Source organism: Sorangium sp. So ce145, assembly GCF_051525985.1.
Taxonomy (GTDB): domain Bacteria; phylum Myxococcota_A; class Polyangia; order Polyangiales; family Polyangiaceae; genus Sorangium; species Sorangium cellulosum_B.
In genome coordinates, this window is the sequence record NZ_CP150315.1 from 8,138,625 (window position 1) to 8,159,263 (window position 20,639).

Consider the following 20,639-nt stretch of genomic DNA (forward strand, 5'->3'; position numbering starts at 1 on the left):
GGAAGGCTAGTCGACCCGAGGCGGCCGGTCGCGCGCCGGGCGACGAGGGCTCAGGGGCTCGCCAGCTTGAGGCCGAGGATGGACACGACGAGCAGCGCGAGGAAACCGAGCCTCGCGGCCGTGGCGGGCTCGCCGAACAGGAGGATGCCCGCGATCGCCGCCCCGAACGCGCCGATGCCGACCCAGACGGCGTACGCCGTGCCGATGGGCAAGGTCCGCGAGGCGATCTCGAGGAGCGCGATGCTCGTGATGATCGCGCCGACCGTGAGCGCCGTTGGCAGCGGGCGCGTGAAGCCGTGTGTGTATTTGAGACCGATAGCCCAGCAGACCTCGAGCAGGCCTGCCAGGAGCAACGCCAGCCAGGACATGACGACTCTCCTCGTGATGCGGCTGCGTCGTCTTATCCTGACCGGGTACGGCGCGTCTCGTCCGGGACGCTCTGTCTGAAGGAGCGCCGCGGGGGAACCTAGCAGCGGCGCCGGCCTGCGCAACAGGCAGGCCGGCGCCGCGCCGCGTCGCGAGGCCGCACCGTCGCCGCCGCTCCCGCTCCGCTGGGCGGAGCGGCGCGGGGTGCTGGACCACGCCGCGCCCCCTCGATCGCGCGCTCCCGGAGCTCGCTACTCGATCTGCGCCTCGATTTCCCCCTCGTCCGGGAGCATCGACGAGCTGCCCGCCGCCTTGCTGATCAGCGCGGCGGCGAGCTCGTTGATGTACTCCTCGATCGCGGTGTATCCGGACGGCATCACCTTGGAGTGATCGTTCGCATTCGATGAGCTGAGGCCGCGCGCCCGCTCCCACGCGTCCGCCATGCCGTCGCGGTCGGCGTCCGCGGGGGCCGTCCCCGGGCTGAGCCCGTCCATCAGGTTGCTCACGTAGCGGGCGCCCCACGAGCCGTCGCGGCGCTCCATGTTCTTGAAGACGCCCTTCGTCACCACGTCGCGCGGCAGCGAGCCCGCCTGCGCGACGACGAGCCGAGCCGCGTCCTGCGCGCGTTGCGTCGTCACCGGGATGTACCCCGGGACATCCCGCGTGAAATTGAACTGCGTCGCCGAGCGGTACGACTCGGACTTGTTGAGCTTGCTGAAGCTCGGGTGGAGGTACGGCTGCTTCCAGGGGTTCTCGACGGTGCCCGTGAACTTCCCGGGATCATCGATGTAGTTGTCGCCGAGGAAGTACTTGAGCCCCGCGCCGGCGCTGCCGTCGAAGTAGAACGGGATCAGCTGATCGCTCGGCCCCTTGATGTAGGTGTTGCCCACGATGTTGAACTGGCCTCTCGCCGGGTTGTGATGCACGAACCCGTGCCTCACGTTGTAGGCCACGTTGTTGCGGATGTCGGCCGGGCCGTTCGCGACCGCGGGGCAACGCGCCTTGTGATGGGCGAACAGGTTGTGGTGGAGCGTGATCCGGTGGCCATCAGGGCCGTTGATGAGACCGTAATTATGCATCCCCTCTGGATGCCCCGTGGTCGCCGACGATTCGATGGTGGACCACTGGACCGTGACGTCATCTGCCTCATAGAGGTCCACGGTCTCGTCGACGCCCCAGGCGATCGACATGTGATCGAGCATCACCTTCGAGTTCCGCGAGATCTGCGTCGCGTCGAACTGCTCTCCGGCCGAGCCGTTGTGCACGGGCCGGACTCGCAAGAACCGTACAATGATGTTGTTGACCGCGGTGGAGTACCTGGCGGTCAAGCGACCGCGGATGGTGATGCCCGCGCCGGGGGCCGTCTGGCCGGCGATCGTCACGTCGCCGTTCCGGATGACGACATCCCCTTCGATCACGCCGCTCACGTCGAAGACGATGATGCGAGGCCCGCTCGCGTCGAGGGCCGCCTGGAGGCTCCCCGACCCGCTCGTGCGCAGGTTGGTGACCTTGATGACGCGCCCGCCGCGCCCGCCGGTCGCGACGGCGCCAAAGCCCTCTGCCCCCGGAAACGACGGGAGCGCGCTGGCTGGAGCCGATATCGCCGTGAGCGCAGAAACCGCGGCGATCGCGCAGCCGAAGCGGCGGATCCCCTGTGCGCCAATGAAAGAACAAGTAGGAAGGAATGCCATGTGTCTCGTTCCCCTTTCGTACGTATCAGGCGCCGAACAAGACCGGATCGAGCAAGGAAGCCCAGGGTGGGCGCGGCGCTGGGCGCGACGAGTTGCCCTGATGAAGCAGGGCGACGCGGAGCAGCGACGCGATGGGCCCGCCCTCGGCTGCCTGGCGCAGGAGGTCTTGACCGGCGCTCTTAACCGCAAGCCGTACTGTGGTGACCCTACAGGACTCGATTCGCTGATGGCAATCATCAATTGCCAATCTGTGCGACAGGGCACATCAAAATCGATCTTAAATTCCATATCGCCAGATGAAGCGATGCTGGTTATCCTGCACGAGCAGCGCACGAGCGGGCTCATGACGTCCCGAGACGCGCTCACCCGGCGGGCGCGCCGAGAAGGAGATCTCACTCGCCGGCGTCGGCGCGTGACATCAAGAGATCGATGCGCGGGCCGAACGCCGCGGCGTTGTTCCGGGTCAGCGTGCCTGCTGGCCGACGATCGGCGCCAGGTCGCTGTCGAAGGCCAGCGCGAACGCCTCGAGGTCGCGCCACCTCGGCCTCACGTCTCTTTCACGTCTCCCTTGGCGCGCGGACCGCCTCTCGATCCGGCTCTCTCGTTCCGGCTCCGGGTCGACTATGCCAGACGCAACTCACGGATCCTGCGCTGAAGCGCCCGCTTGGAGACCATGAGGCGCTCCACCATCGCGTCGATGTGCCCACCGCACTCCGCGTAGCAGCGGGCGACCTCGTCCGGCGCGAGGTGGCTCGCCTGGCGGACCTGCGGGCAGCTCTCCACGAGCGCATAGAGCGATGTCCGCGAGATCCCGAGCTGCTCGGCGGCGGCCTTGAAATCCCACCGGCTCCGGCGGAGCGCGTCGATCAGCTCCTCTTCCCGCACGTCGGAGGGCTTGCGCCAGCCGGCGCCCTTCCCCGAGCTCGCCCGCGCCGCCGTGGCGGTCTCCGGCCGCGCCGATCTCGCCGCGGCCGCGCGATCGCCGTCGGCGTGGCTCCGCTGCGCCGGGGCTGCCCGCTGGAGCAGGTGCTCGAGCGCCGGCGCCCCCTCCAGGCGCGCCGCGCCCTGGCTCCCCACGACGAGCTGCCGCGCCACGTTCCGGAGCTGGCGGATGTTCCCCGGCCAGTCGTACCGCGCGAGCCGGGCCACCACGGACGCTGGCAACCACGGGGCGCCGTCGGGCCGCGGCGCGTCGAGCCGATGCGCGTCGCCCGAGGCCGCCAGCTCCTCGCGCAGGAAGTGAAGGAGCAGGCGCCCGAGATCGTCTCGGCGATCGCGGAGCGGAGGGAGCGCGATCTCATAACCGGCCAGGCGGTGGAGCAGCGGCGCGCGAAAAGCCCCCTCGGCCACCTTGGCCTCCAGATCGGCGTCCGTGGCGGTGATCAGCCGAATGCGCGTCTTCTTCGGCTGCTGGGCGCCCACCGCCTGGATCTCGCCCGTCTCGAGGGCCCTGAGGAGCATCGCCTGCACGTCGGGCGGCGCCTCGCCGATCTCGTCGAGGAAGAGCGTCCCTCCCTCGGCCGAGCCGAAGTAACCGGGACGGTCGCGCAGGGCGCCGGTATACGATCCGCGCTCGGCGCCGAAGAGCTCCGCGGCCGCCAGCAACGGAGGGATCGCCGCCATGTTGACGGCCACGAAGGGCTGATTGCGCCGGCTGCCGGCCTGGTGGATCGCCCTCGCGACGAGCTCCTTTCCCGTGCCCGTCTCGCCGCGGAGGAGCACCGCAGTTCCGAGGTCGGCGACGCGGCGGATATGCCACCGCGTCCGCCCCAGAAGGTCGCTATCGCCCACCAGGCCGAGGCGCTCCCCCGGCTCGCGCGGGGACGGATCGACCATGTGGAGCAGCAGGACGACGCGACTGGCGAGCTCGATGACGACCCCCCGCGTCACCTCGCCGAGCGAGAAATCGCGGCTCCCCTCCAGCGGGGCGCCATCCACCGCGACGTGGGAGCCGCGCTCCGCCGCGTCCAGCCGGATCCGGTCGTCGGGCAGCGCGATGATGCGCAGGGGTTTGCGGCTCAGGTGGGTATCCCCGAGCGGCGCATCGCCGATCGCACCCGGTGGACCGAAGTACGGCTCCATTCGCGACAGCGCGACCGCATCGCGAAGCGCGAGGTCCGCGAGAACGGCGCGCTCACCGATGCGCTCGAGACGAGGATGGTAGAGGACGGACAGGGACGGAGCGAGGCGTGTGCATGCCCGCCGTGAGGGGCTCGTGTCGGGGTGCAGCGTCGTCGCGTTCGCGATCGTGGTGAGCCCTGTTCGCTCGGTCACCATGGGGTGGGAGGATACGCGCCCACCGAAAAGACTTGCAAGCTCAGCGGAGCCGGCGTTCGGCGCCTCCTGCCCATGCGCGACACGCACATTCGAACACACCGATCCGCTTTGGCGCCCCTCTGTGCCAACGTCGCCTGGGCGCGGACACCGTAATGCCAGTTGACACGATGTGCGCTCGCGCGTACTAATTTTCCTTTGTGAAGGGCCAAACGGTCGGCGGGAGATACGCGCTCCGGCGTGAGATCGGCCGCGGCGGCATGGGCATCGTCTGGGAGGCCTTCGATCAGATGCTCCGCCGGCCGGTGGCGCTGAAGCGGATGATGCCCGAGAACGTCGTCTCATTCGACGCGAGGCGCAGCTTCGAGCAGGAGGCGACGACCGTCGCCCGTCTCCGTAACGAGCACATCGTCCAAGTGCACGACTACGGAATCGATGAGGGTTCTCCCTATCTCGTCATGGAGCTGCTCGAGGGCGAAGACCTCGAGAGCCGGCTCCGCCGCACGCGCCAGCTGCCGGCGGCGGCCGTGCTTTCATTGCTCCGGCAGCTCAGCTCGGGCCTCGAGGCGGCGAGCGCGGCAGGCATCGTCCACTGTGATCTCAAGCCCGCGAACATCTTCCTCGCCCGGGGCGCGTCCGGCGAGTCCGTGAAGATCCTCGACTTCGGGGTGGGGTGGCGGCTGTTCGATGCGCGTGACTGGAGCGGCACGCGCATCGGAACCCCCGCGTACATGAGCCCGGAGCAGGTCCGCGGCGCCGTTCCCCACCCCCTGGCCGATCTCTGGTCGCTCGGCGTCATCGCATACCGCGCGCTCACAGGCCGCTTTCCGTTCTCGACAGAAGATCTGGCAGGGCTCATCATCAGCATCTGCGCCGATCCGTTCCCGCCGCCGTCGTCGCTCGACGCCACCTTGCTCCCCGGGTTCGATCGATTCTTCGAGCGCGCGCTGGCAAAGGACCGGACCCGGAGATTCCAGTCGTCCCGCGAGCTCATCACGGCGTTCGCCGCGGTGTGCGACGCGGGGAGCAAGCCCGCCAAGATCCTCATCGTCGACGACGAGCCCGACATGCAGCTCCTGCTGAAGATGCATTTTCGGCAGAACAAGAAGAGCTCCGCCTACGAGCTCATCTTCGCCGACAACGGCCAGCACGCCATCGAGGAGCTCCGGCGACACCCGGACATCGATGTCGTCGTCGCCGACATCAACATGCCGGTCATGGACGGGATCACCCTGCTCGAGCGCATCCCCGAGGTGAACCCGCTCGCGAGAACGGTGATCGTGTCCGCGTACGGCGACATGACCAACATCCGTCGCGCCATGAACCGTGGGGCGTTCGACTTCCTCTTCAAGCCGCTCGATTTCGCCGACCTCGAGACCACGCTGGAGAAGTCCCTCCGCTCCGCGGAGCAGCAGCGACAGAAAGCCCAGGCGAACGAGGAGAACGATATCCTGCGGAAGTTCACGAACGCGGCCCTGGTGGAGCGGCTCCGGGCGCTCGGGCCCGCGGGCGCAGCCGCGAGCGAGGCGCTCGAGGCGACCGTCGCGTTCATCGATGTCTTCCGGTTCACCCGCGTGGCGCAGGAGAGGCCGCCCGCCGAGGCCACGCGGCTGCTCAACGCCAACTTCGAGGTGATCGTCCCGGAGCTCCTGGCGCAGGGAGGCATCGTGGACAAATTCATGGGCGACGCCGTCATGGCGGTGTTCCACGGGCCGGAGCACCTCGACCGGGCGCTCTCGGCATGCATCGCCGTACGGGAGCAGCTCGCGACGGTCGCTCGGCGTACGGGGAACGATTCGCCTTACGCTCACGGGGTATGCGCGGGCGTCTCGACCGGCAGCGTCCTGGCGGCGGAGGTCGGCTCGCACGCGTGCGCGCGGCTCGGCTACACGGTGCTCGGTCAGGCCGTAAACGCCGCCTCCCACCTCGCGCGCGCAGCGCTGTCCGGGGAGATCCTCGTCGACGAGGCGGTCTGCCGGGCCGCCCGGCAGGAGTTCAAGTTCGAGAGCGCCGGCGCGCGGAGCATCTGGCCCAGGGGCGAATCGACGACCGTCTACAGGGTGGCGGGGCGCGACGTGACGCGGCCGCTGCTCGAGGGGGAGCAGACGGTCCAGATCTCCCTGGAGACCAGGCCGGCGTTGGCGTCGCGCTGACATCGTGTCGGCGGGCAGGGCGCCGCACGGCGCCGGCCTGTCCGCCTGCGCGGCACCGGCACGGCGCCGAGGCCTCGGCCGGCACGCCCGCCGACACGTCGGCCGACACGTCGGCCGGCAGGTTGCCGCACGCGCTCGACGGAACGCCCGCGGCCGCCGTCTCCTCCCGGCCTGGAAACGCCCGCATCCCCGCACGTCGGCCGGGCGGAGGACATGCACCCACGGCTGGTACGCGCCGTGCAATTCCCATTCGCAGACGGTTCGGCTCCACCCCGAACGTCTTTCTTGACCGGATCGAGCGGCTTGGAGCAGGCGATTCTTTCCAGCGAACGACGGCCCCTGAGAGCTCGCAGAGCACGCGATTCACCGGACCGCGCGCACCTGCTGCGACGCGCGAAGCGCCATTCAAAACCAGCACGCGAGGAAATAACGACGATGCCCACAGAGACAACGAAATATCCGCCCGGCGTCCTGTCATTGCTTTATCACCTGAGGTACACGGGCCTCAGCGTGAACTCGGACAAGAACAAAGTGCTGAAGGACTTTCGCCTGAGCGCTACCGAGAAGAAGGTGTTCAACAAGTGCGGCGACATGGGGCACCCCGACGACGACTGCGTCGCGAACGTCCTCTACCTCACGAAGGATGAGGTCAACGAGAGACTCTTCAAGAACACGAGCGGCGAGGCGCCCGCCCCGTCGGCGAGCGGCGTGGCACGCAAGCCGGGTCTCCTGTCCTTCCTCTATCATCTCGTGCACACCGCGGAGGTCTACAATCGCTTCCACCCCGACGATGAAGCGCACAAGAGCGAATCCAGGAGCTCGCTGATGAGCGAGTTCAAGCTGAGCGAGCGGCAGAAGAAGAAGCTCGACAGCCACATCGCGAGAGGCCCGTCCGACGACGGTTCGCTCGAGGCCCTGCTGGATCTCGCCGTTCCCGAGCTCAATGGCGACGCCTGGTACAAGGCCTGGTGAGCGGGTAGCCTCGGGCGCTGCGCGAAGGCCGACCGCGGCGGTCGGTGGTCATCCGCGGGCAAGGCCCGGCAGGACGAGAGGTCGCTGCATGATCGTTCGGTCGATGGAGAAGACGCTGGAGCTCGTCGAGCCTCATGTCCCGCCGGCGCTCGTGTCACCGCGAGATTGGCGCGCCTTCGGCCGCTGCGCCCCGGCCCTGCTGGACGCCGCCTCCGTCCTGACCCTCGAATGTCATCTGGGGGCGACCGCTGCGCGGGTCGACCTTCTTGCCTGTATTCTGGCGGAAGGGAGAGAGGTCCTCGCGTCTCGGCTCCCGCGCTCGCGCCGCGAAGATCCGGTCGCCCCCGGCGGCGCTCCGCCGGCGGAGGGCGCCGATCCGCTCCGGGGCCCTCCAGGGCGTCTCCTCGCCGCGTGGACCACGCCCGGCACCCTCCTGTTCGAGCAGGTTCCCCTGCTCTGGTTCGAGTTCGATCAGCCGGCCGCGCGCCGTGGTCCTGTCGAGCCGTCCGTGCTCCTCTGCCTGGATCCGAGGCCCCTCACGAACCTGGAGGCCCCGGAGGCAGAGCGCGACTTCAGCCCGAGCGGCCGGCTCCGGCTCGTTGAGGCGGCCCTCTCCGTGCTCCTCGACGGGCCTGTCCCGGCGGCGACCCTGGCCGCGCTGCTCCGCGGATTCTCCCTGTTGCCGGACGGCGGCCACGCCGTTCATCTGTCCGTCATGAGCGCCAGGCAGCCTGTGACGCTCAAGCTCAACGTCTCGCTGCCGCGCGACCGGCTCATCGGCTACCTGCTCGGGGTGGGCTGGCCGGGCAAACCCGGTGAGGTGGAGGAGCTGCTGGGAGCGTTGCGCGTCGATGACGAGCGCGTCACGATCGACGTCACCATCGGAGACAGCGTCGCTCCTCGGCTCGGGATCGAGCTCTTCGATCTCGCGACCCGGAGGCTGGACCCGGGCCGGAGCGCGACGCTCGAGCGGCTCTCGTCGCTCGGCCTCTGCACGCCCTCGCAGCGCGACGCGCTCACCGCGTGGCCCGGGTCCTCGCGCGAGCGCTGCCGGGAGGGCGAATGGCCGTCCCGCGTGCGCCGCTGGATCGACCTGAAGATCGTCCTCGGCCCGGATCGAGCTCTGTCGGCCAAAGCCTACCTTGGTGTCTTACGTTGCTTCTCCCTCGCCTGAGAACCGACACACACGCTGTACTCTGGAGCGTCGCACCATGAAACGCCCTTCGTCCTCCATCTACAGATCGGCTTTGATGATCCTGGCGAGCGCGGCACACCTGTCGTGCACCGCGACAGCCCACCTGAAGAGGCCCTCTCCCCCGCCCTCCCCTCCCGAGAACACGGGCGCGTCCTCGCCGGTTGACGACGAGACATGCCGGACGGAGCTGTGGAGCAAGTTCCCGAGCTTCACCGACAAGCTGTGCTCGGCCCTCCCCCGAGACATCGATCCCGAGCTGCAAAAAAGCACCATAGGGAGGGGGAAATACGCAGAAGGCAACCGTCTATACGACATCCTGGCATGGCAGTCCTTCATCGCGATGGCATGGCCGGTGACCAAGGACGGCCGCGCGCGGCCTCGCCTTGCGGACGATGGCGCCCATGGGTGGGATACCTGGAAGACCAGTTACGACGTCTTCAAGCCGGGCGGAGGCGCACCCGACGCATGGAACCCTGCCGAGCAGCAGGCCAAGCGGAGCGCTCCGGACGCGAGCTTCCCGATCCATGCCTCCCGCACGCTACAGGACGACAGACAGGCCGATTCGTTCATCCTCTGGGACCAGAACGGCAACAAGGTGTATTACGAGGTGCTGTACAGCGAGCGTTTGTTCAAGTACCTCAACGACAACGCGCTGTACAGCATCGATGGACAGATCGCCTACAGCGCGGAATACTGCGCCACCCCCGAGGAGGACTGCACCAACCCCGACGCGCCCTGGGGCAACCCGCAGAACGCGGATCAGACGCCCTCGATCGCGCTCAAGCTCGCGTGGAAGCTGCTGGACGAGAGCGAGAGTCACCTCGAGGGGCGCTTCATCCTCCGGAAGGCGTACGTCCGCGCGGGCGCATCCCCGTCGCTGCGGACGTTCGGCCTCGTGGGCGCGAACGTCATGATCAAGACGCTCTCGGCCAAGAAGCAATGGGTCTGGGCTGCGTTCGAGCACATCGACAACGTCGATGTCAACCCGCTCGAGACGCACAATGGCAAACCGCTCAAGCCCTCGTTCAACGATCCGGATTGCCCGCTGTGCCCTGTCAATGAGCCGCCGGATGAGCGCGTCTGGCCGCCCTCGGAGGGGCCGTGGGTCAGCCGCACGCAGGTGCACCGGCAGCAGCCGATCCGGGAGGACACAGCCGCCCTGAACAGCGAGGTCCAGGCGCAGCTCAAGAAGAACCGCTCTGCCCTGCAGTTCTACGAGCTCGTCGGCACGCAGTGGCCGACGGACGGCGGGGGCGAGCCGTCGCCGTCGGACAGGCTCCCCGACGCCGTCGCGAACGAGTCCGGCGGCCGGCCGTACCGACCTTACCTCGTGAACACGGTCCTGGAGACATACATGCAGAAAGGCAACACGGTCGCTGCCGACGTGAACCGCGCTCTGCGCCCCGAGACGACCCGGATGTTCCACACGTCGAGCTGCATGGGCTGCCACTCCGGCGCGCACATCGCCAGGGAAAGGTCGCAGGGCAAGATCACGTGGGGAGAGCGCGGCAGCGGTGATTTCTTGTGGAGCTATGCGACGAAGGCCAGGCCGAAGGCCGCCCCGGCGGGCGACAGGCAGGCCCATGGAATGACGAGCGCGGCCGCGGCCGACGCTCAGCCGAAGCAGCGGAAGTAGCTGCACGTGAAGGGCGAGCTCATGCAGATCCTCCTGGGCTACGATGTGACCGCGACCGTCGTCGAAGAGACGCGGACTGCCACCTATCGGGCCATCCGATCCGCCGACGGGCAGCCAGCGCTGATCAAGGCGCTCCACGTCGCTTACCCGACCCTGCTCGACATCACGCGCATCAAGCACGAGCACCAGCTCGCCCAGATGCTCGACAGCCCGTACATCCTGAAGGTACAGCGGCTGGAGAAGCACCAGGGCGTGCCGGTGCTCGTCCTCGAGGATTTCGCGGGTGAGCCGCTGCACGCCGCCATCCCTGCCGAAGGGCTGGACATCGAGCTGCTCCTCCGCGTCGCGATCCAGCTCTGCCGAGCGCTCGAAGCCCTGAATGAGCGGGAGATCACCCACAAGAACATCCATCCGGGAAGCATCCTGTTCGACCGGGAGACCGGCCGCGCCAAGCTCACGGATTTCAGCATCGCTTCCCGGCTGCCTCGCGAGAGCCAGACGATCGAGAGCGTCGCCCGGATCGAGGGGCCCCTGGCCTACATGTCACCCGAGCAGACCGGCCGGATGAACCGGGCCCTGGACCATCGCACGGATTTCTACTCGCTCGGGGCGACGCTGTACCAGATGCTCACCGGCCGGCCGCCGTTCCTGGCCACCGATCTGCTCGAGCTCGTGCACTGTCACATCGCCCGGCGGCCGACGCCGCCGGAGGAGGTGCGGCCGGGGGTGCCTGCCGCGCTGTCGAGCGTCGTCATGCGCTTGCTGGCCAAGGCGGCCGAGGACCGTTACCAGAGCGCGCGCGGGCTGCGCATCGACCTCGAGACCTGCCTCGCCGAGTGGAGCTCCGCCGGCGAGATAGCGCCGTTTCCGACAGGAAGGCAGGATCGCTCGGAGAGGCTGCAGTTCCCGCAGAAGCTCTACGGGCGCGACGCGGAGATCGCCGCCCTCACGGGCGCCTTCGAGCGCGTCGCCCGAGGCGCCACCGAGATCGTGCTCGTCCATGGCTATTCCGGCGTCGGTAAATCGACGCTGGTCAACGAGCTCCACAGGCTCGTCGTCGGCCAGACCGGCAGCTTCCTCTCCGGCAAGTTCGATCAGTTCAACCGGGGTCTACCTTACAGCTCCCTCATCGAGGCGTTCCGGCAGAGCATCCGCCAGCTGCTCGCCGAGGACGAGGCGCGGCTCTCTGTCTGGAGGGCGCGGCTCGGACGCGCGCTGGGCCCCAACGGCCAGATCATCGTCGACGTGATCCCGGAGCTCGAGCTGGTCCTCGGCCAGCAGCCGGCCGTGCCCCAGCTCGGCCCAGCGGAGTCTCAGAACCGGTTTCGTCAGGTCTTCCAGAGCTTCATTCAGGCCTTCGCCCAGAGGGAGCACCTCCTCGTGCTCTTCCTCGACGACCTGCAGTGGGCCGACGCCGCGTCCCTGGATCTGCTCCGGTACCTGAGCGCCAACCCGGCCAGCGGCTACCTGCTGCTGATCGGCGCGTACCGAGACAACGAGGTCACGGACGGGCACCCGCTGGGCCGCGCGTTCGAGCGCCTCCAGCTGGAGGCGACGAGGGTCACCCACCTCGCGCTGGCGCCGCTCTCCCAGGACGATCTCACGGGGTGGCTCGTCGACGTCCTCTCGTGCACGGCGGAGCGCGCCGGGCCGCTCGCGTCGCTCCTGGCCAGCAAGACCCACGGCAATCCGTTCTTCGTCATGGAGTTCTTGAAGACGCTCCATCAAGAGCGGCTGCTCGTGTTCGACCCGGCGCTCTCGGACGAGCGCGGCGTGGGCGCGTGGCGCTGGGACATGGATCAGCTCAGGTCCGTCGGGGTCACGGACAACGTGGTCGACCTCCTGGTCGGCAAGCTGCAGAGGCTCCCGCTCGCGGCGCAGAGCGCGGTGAAGCTGGCGGCCTGCGTCGGGAGCCGCTTCGACTCGAACATCCTGTCCATCGTGTACGAGCGCTCTCCGCGGGAGACGGCCGACGCCCTGTGGGAGGCCGTGCAAGCGGGCCTCATCCTGCCCACGGATCAGTCGTACAAGCTGCTCCTCGGCGCCGAGCCGGGAGATCCCTTCGATGCGTCGCTGGAGGAGCTCGCCGTCCCGTACGAGTTCCTGCACGACCGCGTGCAGCAGGCAGCCTATTCGCTCATCCCCGACCAGGACCGGAAGAAGACCCACCTCGACATCGGCCGCCTCCTCCGGCAGCGCCTCCCGGCCGAGCGCGTCGCCGAGCGGCTCTTCGAGGTGGTCAATCACCTGAACGCCGGCGCCGAGGTGGTGCGCGACGCGACGGAGCGCCAGGAGATCGCGCAGCTCGATCTCACCGCCGGTCGCAAGGCAAAGGCTTCCGCTGCCTACGAACCGGCGCTGCGCTACCTCGCCGCCGGCACCGAGCTCGTCGGGGCGGAGGGGTGGAGCCGCTGTCATGAGCTGACGTTCGCGCTGCACCTCGAGAGGGCCGAGTGCGACTATCTCATGACCCGCTTCGCGGACGCCGATGAGAGGTTCGCGCTCCTGCTCCGCAACGCCCGCGCAGACGACGAGCGGGTCGCCGTGCACACCGCCCGTGTGACGCAGCTCCTGCACCTGTGCCAGTACGAGCAGGCCGTGGAGACCGGCTTGCTCGCGCTGCAGCTGCTCGGCATACGGCTGTCGTCCAAGCCGCACATGGGTGAGGTGCTGCTCGAGCTCGCCCAGGTTCGATGGAAGCTGCGGGGCAGGCAGATCAGCGAGCTCAGCGAGCTGCCGGACCGCATGACGCCGGAGATCCGGGCGGCGATGGGTCTGCTCATCACCCTCTGGTTCCCTGCCTACCTGCTGCAGCGCGAGCAGCTCATCGGGCTCATCATCCTCAAGCTCGTGCAGCTGTCGCTCACCTACGGCAACACCGAGGCCTCCTCGTTCGCGTTCGCCTGCTTCGGCATGTTCAACAGCTCGGTGTTCCGCGATCCCAAGACGGGCGCGGCGTACGGCAAGCTCGCCCTGGTCCTGGCGCGCAAGTTCAATGATCCATCGGTGACGTGCAGGACGCTCTTCGTCATCGCGAGCTTCCTGGAGGTGTTCTCGTCCCACCTGCGCGAGGCGCTGGATCTGCTCGCGGAGGCGATCCAGTGCGCCGTCGACTCCGGCAACCTGGTGCAGGCGTCGTACTGCATGTGCCTGAACATCTACTGGACCTCTCTGGTCGACACCCCGATCGCCGAGGTGGCCGCGCAGGCTCGCCGGTATCTCGAGTTCGGACGGCGGACCGACGCCCAGAAGGTGATCCAGTGCATGCAGATCACCCTGCGCTGGACGCGAGAGCTGCAGGACGCCGACCCCTCCGCGCTGCGCTCGAAGGAGCACTCGCTCGAGCCGGACGCGTACGTCACCGAGGACATGCAGCGCGCGCAGCACCTGCTGCTGGCGCTCCAGATCGGCTACCTGTTCGAGCGTTATGACGAGGTGGTGGAGATCGCGTCACGGCTCGAGGCCTACAAGGACATGCTGGACCCGAGCTCGGCGTTCGTTCCGCACCACGCGTTTTACCGGGCGCTCGCGGCGCTCTCGCTGGTTCCGGACGCGGACGGCGCGGACAGGCGCCGCCTGCGCGGCGCGATCGACAAGGCAAAGCGGATCTTGCACAAGTGGGCCGAGCACAGCGCGGTGAACGCCCGCCATAAGTATGCGCTGGTGCTGGCCGAGGAGGCGCGCGTGGAGGGCCGATCCAGGCAGGCGGCGAGGCTCTACGACGACGCGATCTCCGCCGCGCGGAAGAGCGAGTACCTCCACGAGGTGGCTTTGGCGTGCGAGCGCGCGGCGCTGTTCCATCTGAGCAGGGGCAAACCGCAGCTGGCCGGCGCGTACCTCCAGGAGGCGCGCGGCTGCTACCTCACCTGGGGCGCGCACACCAAGGTCCGCGCGCTCGACGAGCAGTATCCCGTGCTCCTCATGCGGTCGTCTCCGGCGCAGGTGAAGCATCAGAGCGGCGCCGCCGTGCCGGTGTCGCCGACGCCCCAGGACCTCGACTTGACCACGGTCGTCAAGGCGTCCCAGGTGCTCTCCAGCGAGATCATGCTCGGTCGGCTCCTGGACAGGATCATGCAGATCATGCTCGAGAACGCGGGCGCGGAGAAGGGCGTCCTCCTCATCAAGGAAGCGGGCCAGCTCGTCATCGAGGCCAAGGGGACGATCGCGTCCGGCGAGGTCACCGTGCTGCAGTCGATACCGATGGATCAGAGCCCGGATCTCCCGCACGCGCTGGTGAACTACGTCGCCAGGACGCGGGAGAGCGTCGTGCTGCGCGACGCGGCGCGGGATGAGCGGCTGGTCAGCGACCCCTACGTCGTGCGTTGCCAGCCGAGATCGGTGCTCTGTGCCCCGCTCGTTCATCAGGGACAGCTCGTCGGTGTGCTGTATCTCGAGAACAACCTCATCACCGACACCTTCACCTCGGATCGGCTGAAGGTGCTCCGGCTGCTCTCGTCGCAGGTCGCGATCTCGATCGAGAACGCGCGGCTCTACAACGATCTCGAGCGGAAGGTCGAGGAGCGGACCGAAGAGCTCAAGCGCAAGAACATCGCGCTGGCGTCGACGCTCGAGCACCTCCAGCAGACCCAGCAGCAGCTGATCCAGGCGGAGAAGATGGCGTCGCTCGGCAACCTCACCGCGGGAGTCGCTCACGAGCTCAAGAACCCGCTCAATTTCGTCAACAACTTCGCTGAGCTGTCCGTTCGATTCTCGGATGAGCTCGTCGGCCTCTCGACCGAGCTCCATCTCGACGGCCCGCGCACCGGCGAGGTCATGGCGAAGATCAGGGAGGTGCTCCCGATGCTGAGGATCAACGCGAACAAGATCGCGGAGCACGGCAAGCGCGCGAACGCCATCGTGAACAACATGCTGCTGCACTCCCGTGTCCTGTCGGGCGTCCGAGAGCCGGTGAATTTGAACGCGCTCGTCGAGAAGTCGGTCGAGCTCGCGATGGTCGGCAAGCTCGCTGCGGCGCCCGCCCTGGACGTGGTGGTCGAGAAGGAGTTCGACGCTTCGCTCCCGCCGGTCGAGGTGATGGATCAGGAGCTCGCTCGCGTGATCATCAACCTGGTCAACAACGCGCTCTACTCCGTGGGTGAGCGGGTGCGGGCGGAGGGCGGCGCCGCGGCGGAGCCGCCTCGCGTCCGGGTGTCGACACGCCGGGTCGGGTCGATCGCCGAGATCCGGATCTGGGACAACGGCACCGGGATACCGGAGCTCATCCGCGAGAGGATCTTCGACCCCTTCTTCACGACCAAGCCCAACGGGCAGGGCACCGGGCTAGGGCTCTCCATCTGCTACGAGATCGTGCGTCACGGCCATGGAGGCGTGATCCGGCTCGGGAGCACCGAGAAGGGGCGCCACGCGGAGTTCATCGTGGAGCTGCCGATGCGCAGCCCCGCGTCCCGCCCGTCCGCGGCCGCGCCGGTGGATGACGTCGCGGTCGATCCGCTGAGCAGACACCGGAACTGACCAGGGCTTTCGCCGCCGGCGGCGCGATCGCGGCCGGCGCGCTCGGCCGGCCCCCCGCCCCGCTACGGCGCCGGCGCGGGGCGCCCCTCGACCGCCGCGAGGTAGTCGCGCACCGACTGCTTCATCCCGACCTCGAGCGCATGCGCCACGAGGTGGTGTCCGATCGACACCTCTTGAATCTGCGGCGCCTCGCGGACGAGCGGCGCGAGGTTCTCCACGGTGAGGTCGTGCCCCGCGTTGATCCCGACCCCGGCCGCCACGGCGGCCCTCACGGTCGCGACGATCTTGTCGAGCTCCGCGCGGTGCTCGCCGCGATCGAACGCCTGGGCGTAAGGACCGGTGTAGATCTCGATGCGATCGGCCCCCATCTCCGCGACCAGGGGCACCACCGCCGGGTCGGCCTCGACGAAGAGGCTTGTCCGGATCCCCTCCTCCTTGAGCCGCTTCACCACGGGCTGGAGGACGAAGCGCCATTTCGCGACGTCCCAGCCGCGGTGCGAGGTGAGCTCGCCCGGCGTGACCGGGACCAGCGTGCACTGCGTCGGCCTGAGCTCGAGCGTGAGGTCCAGGAACTCCTCGCGGAGATCACCCTCGAAGTTCGTCTCCACCGTGGTGATGTGGCGAGTCACCGCCCGCGCGTCGTCCGGCGTGATGTGCCGCCGGTCCGCCCTCGGATGGATGGTGATGCCGTGGGCTCCGTAGTCCACGATCTTCCGGGCGAAGGAGAGGACATTCGGGGCATCGTGTCCCCGCGAGTTCCGCAGGAGCGCGATCTTGTTCACGTTGACGCTGAGCTTCATGGGACATCCTCTCGCCGGCTCGTGCGCGGCGCTCGCGACGCCGCTATACACGATCGACGCCGCGAGGCGAACACGCCGCGCGCCGGCGCGCGGCCGGGAGCGCGCCCCGAGCGCGCGGCTGGGAGAGCGCCGTCGGCGCCCCCGGGCCGGCCCTCCGGCCGCGGCGGCGCGGCCGTTCGGCGCCTACACGCGCCGCGCGGCCCGCGAGCCCCGCACCGCGACGTCGGTCGCGAGGAGCGACACGACGAGGATGCCGACGGCGACGAGCGCGTTGTTCCACACCGTCGCCATCAGCAGCGCCGGTATCGTCCAGGCGCTGACGAAGAGCCACACCGCCAGGATCGCGGTGGCGTAACGCGCCCTCGGCACCCAGAGCGCGATCAGGGCGAAGACGACGCACAGCGCGCCCACCACCCAGGTGTTGGTGAACTCGTCCCGGCCGTGGCGCCAGAGGAACGCGGAGATCAAGAGCCAGATCCCGAGCGCGATGTTGATGCCACGCAAAGCCGCCATCCGATGCTCCATTGGCCTCCCTCCCTCGCGGATCGCCGTGCCGGCGCCTCCGCCGCGCGACGCCCGGCTCCCTCGCTCTGCCCGCTCGCCGCGGCCTCGGGCCAGGCGTTTTGCCCCCGAGCGGCCTCGGCCCGCCGACCGCGGAGCCCGCTCACCCCACCTGCCGAGCGCCGGCGTCCCTGCGCCCGGTCCACACACCCCAGAGCTCAGCGAACGCCGTGCGAATCCAGTGCCACGCGCCTCGCCCCGGGAGCGGCCGCGCGGCCAGAGGCCGCGTTCATGAGGGCCGCCGCGCGGCGATTCGGCTAGAAGCCCCGTCGCCATGGACTTCTTCGCGACCGCCGCCAAAGGAACCGAGCCCGCCCTCCGCGACGAGCTCCGCGAGCACCGGTTCCGCGGCGTCCGCGCGGATCGCGGCGGCGTCCACTTCTGCGGCCCGCCGGACGAGGGCTTCCGCGCGTGCATCGAGCTCCGCACCGCCGTGCGCGTGCTCGTCGAGCTCGCCTCCTTCGACGCGCCCAGCGGGGACGCGCTCTACGAGGGCGTCTCGCGCGTCGACTGGGCCCCTTACCTGAGCCCGGTCCACACGCTCGCCGTCCGCGCCTCCTGCCGCTCGAGCGCGCTGACCCACACCCAGTTCATCGCGCAGCGGACCAAGGACGCCATCGTCGACCAGATCCGGCGCCGCGTCGGCGCCCGCCCGTCGGTCGACCTCGACGATCCGGATCTCGCCCTCTTCCTCCACCTCGTCCGCGACCGCGCCACGCTCTACGCCGATCTCGGCGGCGCCGCGCTCCACCGCCGCGGCTACCGCACGCACATCGGCGGCGCGCCGCTCAAGGAGACGCTCGCCGCCGCGCTGCTCCGCCTCTCCGGCTGGGACCGCGCCCGCCCGTTCGTCGACCCGATGTGCGGCGCCGGCACCATCGCCCTCGAGGCCGCGCTCTGGGCGCGGGACATCGCCCCCGGCCTGCGCGCGCAGCGCTTCGGCTTCGAGCGGTGGGCGTGCCACGATCAGGCCGCCGCGCGGCGCACGACCGAGCTCCGCGACGCCGCCCGCGCGCGGATCCGGCCCGAGGGCCCCGCGATCGTCGCCGCCGACATCGACCCCCGCGCCGCCGAGATCACCCGCGGCAACGCCCGGATGGCCGGCGTGCAGATCGAGGTCCGCTGTCAGTCCATCACCGCGCTCGCCCCGACCGCGCCGCCGGGCCACGTCCTGACCAACCCGCCGTACGGCGAGCGCCTGCCGGGGACGCTGGCCCTCTACCGCGACATGGCGGCGGCGCTGTCGCGGCTCGCGGGCCACCGCGTCGCCATCCTCGCCGGCACCGAGGACATCGAGCACGCCATGCGCAGGAGGCCGGAGCGGTCGCTCGTCGTGTTCAACGGCCCGATCGAGTGCCGGCTGCTGACCTACGACATCCCCTGAAGCGGCGCGCGGCGTCCGGAGAGGGCGCGTGCGAGACGTCAGGAGAGCAGGCGCATCACAAGGAACATCGCCAGCGCCGTCAGGAGCATCCCGGCGACGAAGCCGATGATGAGCCCCCGCTTGCCGGCGAGCCAGCTCGGCTCCCGCGGCTGCGGAGGCGCCGGCGCAGGCGCGGGCGGCGGCTGGGGCACGACGACGTGATCGGGCATCGTCGCGCGGCGCTCCAGCGCCGTGCGCTGCTCCGCGATGGTCGCGGCGAGCTCGAACGGCACCGACGCCGCCGGGGCCGCCGGCGAGGCGCTGTCGGCCGCGGCCGGCGCTCTCCGCACGACCGCCGCGGAGTCCCCGACGGTCTCCGCGCTCGCCGCGCCGAACCCGATCGCCCCGAACCCCTGCGGGCTCGCCGCCTGGAGCTCGCCGGGCGTGACCGTGGGCATCTGGCTCTCGGCCGGCGGGTGGGACGAGACCAGCCGGAGCGTGTTGGTGGCGCGCGGCGATCTCCTGTCCCACACCCCCGCCGCCGCCCCGTCGAGCGGGCTCTGCGGCGTCGCCGGGACCGGCGCGGAATCGACGCGCACCAGGCCGACCTCGGCCCGCTTCTCGGGCGTGCCCAGCCCGAAGTCCTCGGCGGAGCGGAGCGTCGCCTTCACCTCGCGGCCAGGAGGGGTGATGTCGAGCTCGTCGCCCTCGTCGTAGGCCGCCGTGTGGACTCGCACCCTCGCCGGACCGAGGAGCTCGTCGCGGCGGACCATGGTGAGCGTGCTGTCGTCGTCCCCGCTCGCGTCGTCGTACGCGCCAGGCTCGGCCAGGCCGTTCCCCGAGAGCAGCGCCTCGCTGGGGCCGTGGGACCAGGACGGGAGCTGCAGCGAGATCTCCGGCACCGACTCCCCGGCCCAGCGCTGCGGCTCGGCGCCCGCCCCCGGCGCGACCGCCTGCGGATCGAGCGTCTGAGGGAGCTCCGAGGGGGGCGGCGCGTGGTGAAGCACCACCGGGGGCGGATGCGCGACCTCGGCGTTAGCTCCCCCGGAGACGAGCGTCCGGGCCGACTCGATCGAGAGCTCCGCCCTGGGCGCCTGGCCGGAGATCGGCGCCGACGTCGAGCTCGGCAGCGACGTCAGCGGCGGGAGCGACATCGGCCCCCGCTGCAGCGACGCGTCCCGCGAGAACAGCGAGCTCGGCTGCCGGCGCGAGATCGGCCCGAGCCCCACGGCCGTGTCGGGCAGCTCGGCCAGCAGGCAGTGCAGCGTGTACCCGAGCTCGCGCGCCGTCTGGTACCTGTCCGCCGGATCCTTGGCGAGCGCCTTCACGATCAGCGCCTCGAGGCGCGGGTGGATCCCGGGCGCGCAGCTGCTCGGCGCCGGCACCGGCGCATGGATGTGGAGCGTCGCCGTGTGGAGCGGTGTCTCGCCCTCGAACGGCAGCCGCCCCGTGACGAGCTGGAACAAGAGGACCCCGCAGGTGTACAGGTCGGCCCGCTGATCCACCGGCAGCAGCCCGCACTGCTCCGGAGCCATGTAGGCCGGCGTGCCGACGAACGTGCCCGCGCGCGTCACGACGGACAGCGGGTCGGCGAGGAGCTCGGCCTCCTCGCCGGACGAGCCGGTGTCGAGGATCTTGGCGATCCCGAAATCGAGCACCTTCACCCGCTCGCCGTGAGGGTGCATGGGATCGGGGACCACCATGACGTTCTCGGGCTTCAGATCGCGGTGCACGACGCCCATCTCGTGGGCGACCGCGAGCGCCTCGCACACCTCCGAGAGGATGCGGACCGCCCGCGCCTGGCCGATCGCGCCGTGGCGCTCGAGGAGGACGTAGAGGTCGTCCCCCGAGAGCAGCTCCATCACGATGTAGCTGAGGGCGCCCTCGACCCCGTACTCGAAGATCTTGACGGAGTTCGGGTGCTTCACCCGCGCCGCGGCCTTCGCCTCGCGCTGGAAGCGCCGGATGAACGCGCGGTCCCCGGTGAACTCCGGGTTCATGATCTTGATCGCCACCCGGCGGGGCTCGGCGTCGCGCTCGGCGATGAAGACGCTGGCCATGCCGCCCTCGCCGAGGAAGCGGGTGATCGTGAACCGCCCGGCCACCTTGCGGCCGAGGAGCGCCTCATGCCTCATGCGCCCGGCACCTGCCGGCGT

12 protein-coding genes and 1 riboswitch are annotated in these 20,639 nt (G+C 69.7%); of the genes, 6 read left to right on the forward strand and 6 right to left on the reverse strand.

Going from position 1 to position 20,639, the window contains the following annotated elements:
• Positions 1–50 precede the first annotated feature (50 nt).
• The 3 genes from sugE to WMF34_RS30010 form a co-directional block, all read right to left on the reverse strand.
• Positions 51–368, reverse strand: a complete 318-nt coding sequence (gene sugE / locus WMF34_RS30000; RefSeq protein WP_012238459.1) for a quaternary ammonium compound efflux SMR transporter SugE — start codon at positions 366–368, stop codon at positions 51–53.
• A gap of 21 nt (positions 369–389) precedes the next feature.
• A riboswitch (guanidine-III (ykkC-III) riboswitch) is annotated at positions 390–458 on the reverse strand.
• Positions 459–617: 159 nt separating this feature from the next.
• Complete coding sequence (locus WMF34_RS30005; RefSeq protein ID WP_437989943.1) at positions 618–2,057, reverse strand: pectate lyase family protein; 1,440 nt, start codon at positions 2,055–2,057, stop codon at positions 618–620.
• 621 nt (positions 2,058–2,678) lie between these two features.
• Positions 2,679–4,334, reverse strand: a complete 1,656-nt coding sequence (locus WMF34_RS30010) for a sigma 54-interacting transcriptional regulator (RefSeq protein WP_437989944.1) — start codon at positions 4,332–4,334, stop codon at positions 2,679–2,681.
• 197 nt (positions 4,335–4,531) lie between these two features.
• Here WMF34_RS30010 and WMF34_RS30015 point away from each other — a divergent pair, with 197 nt between their 5' ends.
• The 5 genes from WMF34_RS30015 (at position 4,532) to WMF34_RS30035 (ending at position 15,759) form a co-directional block, all read left to right on the forward strand.
• Positions 4,532–6,484, forward strand: a complete 1,953-nt coding sequence (locus WMF34_RS30015) for a protein kinase domain-containing protein (protein WP_012238462.1) — start codon at positions 4,532–4,534, stop codon at positions 6,482–6,484.
• 435 nt (positions 6,485–6,919) lie between these two features.
• Positions 6,920–7,456, forward strand: coding sequence for a hypothetical protein (locus tag WMF34_RS30020; RefSeq protein WP_012238463.1), 537 nt, complete (start codon positions 6,920–6,922; stop codon positions 7,454–7,456).
• 88 nt (positions 7,457–7,544) lie between these two features.
• Positions 7,545–8,630 carry a hypothetical protein gene (locus WMF34_RS30025; protein ID WP_437989945.1) on the forward strand — a complete coding sequence of 362 codons (1,086 nt, stop codon included), beginning with the start codon at positions 7,545–7,547 and terminating at the stop codon, positions 8,628–8,630.
• A gap of 37 nt (positions 8,631–8,667) precedes the next feature.
• Positions 8,668–10,287 carry a hypothetical protein gene (locus WMF34_RS30030; protein ID WP_437989946.1) on the forward strand — a complete coding sequence of 540 codons (1,620 nt, stop codon included), beginning with the start codon at positions 8,668–8,670 and terminating at the stop codon, positions 10,285–10,287.
• Positions 10,288–10,293: 6 nt separating this feature from the next.
• The gene (locus tag WMF34_RS30035) at positions 10,294–15,759 is read left to right on the forward strand and encodes an AAA family ATPase (RefSeq protein WP_437989947.1); all 5,466 of its coding nucleotides are present in this window, start codon (positions 10,294–10,296) and stop codon (positions 15,757–15,759) included.
• 62 nt (positions 15,760–15,821) lie between these two features.
• Here the strand turns inward: WMF34_RS30035 and WMF34_RS30040 are convergent, their stop codons facing one another.
• Together WMF34_RS30040 and WMF34_RS30045 are read right to left on the reverse strand one after the other, a co-directional pair.
• A complete protein-coding gene (locus tag WMF34_RS30040; RefSeq protein WP_012238467.1) occupies positions 15,822–16,559 on the reverse strand; it encodes a pyridoxine 5'-phosphate synthase in 738 nt (245 codons plus the stop codon).
• A 183-nt stretch (positions 16,560–16,742) separates the two neighbouring features.
• Complete coding sequence (locus WMF34_RS30045; RefSeq protein WP_437989948.1) at positions 16,743–17,072, reverse strand: SPW repeat domain-containing protein; 330 nt, start codon at positions 17,070–17,072, stop codon at positions 16,743–16,745.
• A 322-nt stretch (positions 17,073–17,394) separates the two neighbouring features.
• On the opposite strand from WMF34_RS30045, the gene WMF34_RS30050 reads away from it, so the two are divergent.
• A complete protein-coding gene (locus WMF34_RS30050; protein WP_437989949.1) occupies positions 17,395–18,504 on the forward strand; it encodes a THUMP domain-containing class I SAM-dependent RNA methyltransferase in 1,110 nt (369 codons plus the stop codon).
• Between the two features lie 38 nt (positions 18,505–18,542).
• On the opposite strand, the gene WMF34_RS30055 is transcribed toward WMF34_RS30050, so the two are convergent.
• Positions 18,543–20,618, reverse strand: coding sequence for a protein kinase domain-containing protein (locus WMF34_RS30055; protein ID WP_437989950.1), 2,076 nt, complete (start codon positions 20,616–20,618; stop codon positions 18,543–18,545).
• Positions 20,619–20,639: the final 21 nt, after the last annotated feature.

What these genes read in the sequence shown, in the direction of transcription:
- sugE (WP_012238459.1), bottom strand. Translation starts at nt 368, where the DNA reads ATGTCCTGGCTGGCGTTGCTCCTGGCAGGCCTGCTCGAGGTCTGCTGG.
- WMF34_RS30005 (WP_437989943.1), bottom strand. Translation starts at nt 2,057, where the DNA reads ATGGCATTCCTTCCTACTTGTTCTTTCATTGGCGCACAGGGGATCCGC.
- WMF34_RS30010 (WP_437989944.1), bottom strand. Translation starts at nt 4,334, where the DNA reads ATGGTGACCGAGCGAACAGGGCTCACCACGATCGCGAACGCGACGACG.
- WMF34_RS30020 (WP_012238463.1), top strand. Translation starts at nt 6,920, where the DNA reads ATGCCCACAGAGACAACGAAATATCCGCCCGGCGTCCTGTCATTGCTT.
- WMF34_RS30025 (WP_437989945.1), top strand. Translation starts at nt 7,545, where the DNA reads ATGATCGTTCGGTCGATGGAGAAGACGCTGGAGCTCGTCGAGCCTCAT.
- WMF34_RS30030 (WP_437989946.1), top strand. Translation starts at nt 8,668, where the DNA reads ATGAAACGCCCTTCGTCCTCCATCTACAGATCGGCTTTGATGATCCTG.
- WMF34_RS30040 (WP_012238467.1), bottom strand. Translation starts at nt 16,559, where the DNA reads ATGAAGCTCAGCGTCAACGTGAACAAGATCGCGCTCCTGCGGAACTCG.
- WMF34_RS30045 (WP_437989948.1), bottom strand. Translation starts at nt 17,072, where the DNA reads ATGGCGGCTTTGCGTGGCATCAACATCGCGCTCGGGATCTGGCTCTTG.
- WMF34_RS30050 (WP_437989949.1), top strand. Translation starts at nt 17,395, where the DNA reads ATGGACTTCTTCGCGACCGCCGCCAAAGGAACCGAGCCCGCCCTCCGC.
- WMF34_RS30055 (WP_437989950.1), bottom strand. Translation starts at nt 20,618, where the DNA reads ATGAGGCATGAGGCGCTCCTCGGCCGCAAGGTGGCCGGGCGGTTCACG.